Source organism: Streptomyces sp. SID9727, from assembly GCF_010550605.1.
Lineage (GTDB): Bacteria > Actinomycetota > Actinomycetes > Streptomycetales > Streptomycetaceae > Streptomyces.
In genome coordinates this window covers 1-3053 of the sequence record NZ_JAAGNI010000532.1, presented here as the reverse complement: position 1 = coordinate 3053, position 3053 = coordinate 1, and the positions used below count along the sequence as shown (strand labels likewise).

The window sequence follows — 3053 nt, the reverse complement described above, 5'->3', positions numbered from 1 at the left end:
CGGGCGCCGTGGTAGCCGGCCGGGCCCCGGGCGGCGAGCGCACCGGCCAGCAGGATCTGGCGGGCGGCGCTGTGCAGCTGTACCGCGCCGAGCCAGTCGGCGGCCCCGACGGCGGGCTCGGGGACCTCGCGGCGCCAGCGGATCTCGTCGCTGGGGACGGTCAGCGCGACCAGGATCTCGCGGGCGGAGGGGGCGGCGCTGCGGGCGAGCGCGGTCAGGGCCTCGCCGAGCAGCTCCTCGCTGTCGGGGAAGGTCCTGGTGCGGGGCACGAGGAGGCTGGTGGTGCCGCCGGGCGGGGTCCAGCGGCCGTACGGGCCGTCCTCTCCCCCGCGCCGCCGCCAGCCGTGCCGGGCGAGCAGGGTGCCGAGAACGCCGGGGTCGACACGGGCGGGGTCGGGCAGGCCCCAGGAGGGCGGGGCGGCCTCGCCGTGGAGGCGTACGGGCTCGTGCATCAGGGTCTCCCTCCCGCCCCGACGCGGGTCATGATCTCGCAGAGCGCCCGGTCGTCGAAGACGCGCGAGGTCAGGAGCCGCACGGTGGTCCGGTGGCGGCCGGTCACGGGGTGGCCGGCCAGGTTGGTCCAGTAACAGCAGTGCCGCAGGTCGAGGCTGTCGGGGCCGGCCCGCAGCCAGTCGTCCTGGCTGCGGGGCACGAGCATCACGACCAGGATCTTGTGCACCGAGACGGGCGTCCGGGCGAGCTTCACCAGGTGGGCGTTGTCCAGCGTGAAGGCGAAGGACGGGCCGGGCGGCCGGGGCGGTATCTGGTAGGTGCACTTCAGCTGGACCTTGATGGTCACCTCGTCGTCCACGAGATGGCCGGCGGAACCGTGGCTGACGTGCCAGTCGATGCCGTTGTCCGGGAAGGGCTGCGACAGCGAGCAGCCCGCCGCCGCGGCGACGGCGTGGAGGTAGCCCACCTGGAGGGTCTCCATGCAGGCGGTGGTGGCGAGTCCGCCGCGCAGCGGTGCGGTCCGCTGGGGCAGCAGCCCGCTCGGGTCGGGCTGCGCGAGCGCCATGGCTCCGTAAGCCTTCCGGGCCGTACCGATGGGGATGAGAGGTGCCGGGCGGTCAACTTCCGCTGCCGGTACTTGTGTTGTCACCGCACCGGACCGTGCGCAAACGGCGTATCAGGCAAAGGGCGCGGGTATCACCGGACCGGGCGGAGGAATCCCGCCATCCGCCGTGCGTGCGCGAGGAGTTCGGGGATGACTCATTGGTACGAAGGGCCGCTGGCCGCTTTCGATACGGAGACGACGGGTGTGGACGTCGAGGAGGACCGGATCGTCTCGGCCGCCCTGGTGGTCCAGGACCGGGCGGACGGCCCGGTGCGCGTCACCCGCTGGCTGGTGAATCCGGGGGTTCCGGTGCCTCCGGGGGCGACGGAGATCCACGGGCTGACCGACGACCACCTCCAGCGCAACGGGCGCTGGCCGGCGCCGGCGGTGGAGGAGATGGCGCGGGCGCTGGCCGAGCAGCGCGCGGCGGGGCGACCGCTCGTCGTGATGAACGCACCGTTCGATCTGACCCTGTTGGACCGGGAGTTGAAGCGGCACCGGGCGTCGTCGCTGGGCGCCTACCTGGAGGGCTCGTCGCTGTGTGTGCTCGACCCCCGGGTGCTGGACAAGCACCTGGACCGCTACCGCAAGGGCCGGCGGACGCTCACGGACCTGTGCGAGCTGTACGGGGTGCTGCTGGACGGGGCGCACGACGCGGCGGCGGACGCGGCGGCCTCGCTGGAACTGGTCCGGGCGGTGGGACGCCGCTTCTCGGCCCGCCTCGAACGGCTGAGCCCGGCGGAGCTGCACACGCTCCAGGCGGTGTGGCACGCCGCGCAGGCGCGGGGGCTGCAGGCGTGGTTCGCACGGAGCGGGACGCCGGAGACGGTGGACCCGGCCTGGCCGCTGCGGCCGGAGTTGGGCACGGCGGCATGAGCGGTCGGCGTCCGGACACACGGAGGCCGGTCCGTCGGTGGTGCTGACGGACCGGCCTCTCCGGGGTGGGCGATACTGGGTTCGAACCAGTGACCTCTTCGGTGTGAACGAAGCGCTCTCCCACTGAGCTAATCGCCCGGGAACGGGTTGAACCATACAGGGCGGGGCGGCCGTGGTTCAAACCGCTTCCAGCCGGGCCGCGAGCCCGCGCCGCCCGGCCCGCATCATCAGGGCGTGGTTGGCGCGGAAGACCGGCCGGCAGGGCAGCGCGAGGACCCGCAGCAGCGTCCGGCGCACCTCGACCTCCTGCTCGTACACGACGCGGGAGCCGCGGCCGTGGGGGGTGACCGTCCAGCGGACCCAGCCGTCGAGATCGCCGCCGAGCGCGGCTTCGAGGACGCCGTGCGCCGGGTCGTGGCGCCGTTCGCGCACGGTGGTGACGAGGTCGTACGGGAGGAGGGAGCGGATGCGGGTGGTGCCCGTCTCGCTGCCGGACCGGGTGGCCTCGCGGACCTGCGGCCACCACCGCGGATAGTCCTCGACGCGTTCGAGCTCGGCGTACACGGCGTCGGGCGGCGCCTGAAGCTTCCATACGCTGACGAATCGGTAGTGGTTCCAGTTCACTTCCCCATGATGGGCCCCGGGAGGCGCGTACTCAGGCGGGCATCTGAGTACGCGGACGCATGTTCGGCCACGTGGCGCGCAGCACACTCGCGTCCATGGAACATGTGCCGCCGCCCGCCGAGGAACTGGCGCTCCTCGACCGTGAACTCGCCCGGCTGGACGCCCGCCGGGCCCAGCTGCTGACCCGCCGCGCCTGGCTGCTGCGGGCACTGGAAGCCACCGGGCCCGCTCCCCGGGGTCCGGTCGCGCCCTGGGGCCCGGGCCCCGGAGGGTTCGGACCGGCGCGTCCGGCCCCCGAGCGCAGCGTGCAGAACGTGCTGCTGGCCCTCGGCGGGTTGCTGCTGGCGGTCGCCGCCCTCGCGTTCACCCTGGTCAGCTGGGGCGACCTGGGCATCGGCGGGCGCAGCGCGGTGCTGACCGCGGTGACGGCCGGGGCGCTGGCCGCTCCGGCGGTCCTGCTGCGCCGGGGTCTGGGCGCGACGGCCGAGGCGCTGGC

The 3053-nt window shown here is 74.2% G+C and carries 3 protein-coding genes, 1 tRNA gene and 2 pseudogenes; 2 read left to right on the top strand and 4 right to left on the bottom strand.

Annotated elements, in window-relative coordinates; genetic code table 11:
- Together G3I41_RS36230 and G3I41_RS36225 are read right to left on the bottom strand one after the other, a co-directional pair.
- Positions 1-452 (bottom strand): annotated as a pseudogene (locus G3I41_RS36230) (hypothetical protein); the annotation flags it as partial.
- Positions 452-1018, bottom strand: a complete 567-nt coding sequence (locus G3I41_RS36225; protein ID WP_164404767.1) for a DUF4365 domain-containing protein — start codon at positions 1016-1018, stop codon at positions 452-454. The pseudogene G3I41_RS36230 and the gene G3I41_RS36225, both read right to left, overlap by 1 nt.
- A gap of 189 nt (positions 1019-1207) precedes the next feature.
- On the opposite strand from G3I41_RS36225, the gene G3I41_RS36220 reads away from it, so the two are divergent.
- Positions 1208-1933: a 3'-5' exonuclease gene (locus tag G3I41_RS36220; RefSeq protein WP_164404766.1), complete on the top strand. Its 726-nt coding sequence runs from the start codon at positions 1208-1210 to the stop codon at positions 1931-1933.
- Positions 1934-1999: 66 nt separating this feature from the next.
- Here the strand turns inward: G3I41_RS36220 and G3I41_RS36215 are convergent.
- Positions 2000-2071: transfer RNA gene (locus G3I41_RS36215), tRNA-Val, on the bottom strand.
- A 39-nt stretch (positions 2072-2110) separates the two neighbouring features.
- Positions 2111-2557, bottom strand: coding sequence for an SRPBCC family protein (locus tag G3I41_RS36210; protein ID WP_164404765.1), 447 nt, complete (start codon positions 2555-2557; stop codon positions 2111-2113).
- A 95-nt stretch (positions 2558-2652) separates the two neighbouring features.
- On the opposite strand from G3I41_RS36210, the pseudogene G3I41_RS36205 reads away from it, so the two are divergent.
- Positions 2653-3053: pseudogene (locus G3I41_RS36205) on the top strand (hypothetical protein); the annotation flags it as partial.

Bases quoted from the DNA above. Each gene is read 5' to 3' on its own strand.
- G3I41_RS36225 (WP_164404767.1), bottom strand. From the start codon at position 1,018: ATGGCGCTCGCGCAGCCCGACCCGAGCGGGCTGCTGCCCCAGCGGACC.
- G3I41_RS36220 (WP_164404766.1), top strand. From the start codon at position 1,208: ATGACTCATTGGTACGAAGGGCCGCTGGCCGCTTTCGATACGGAGACG.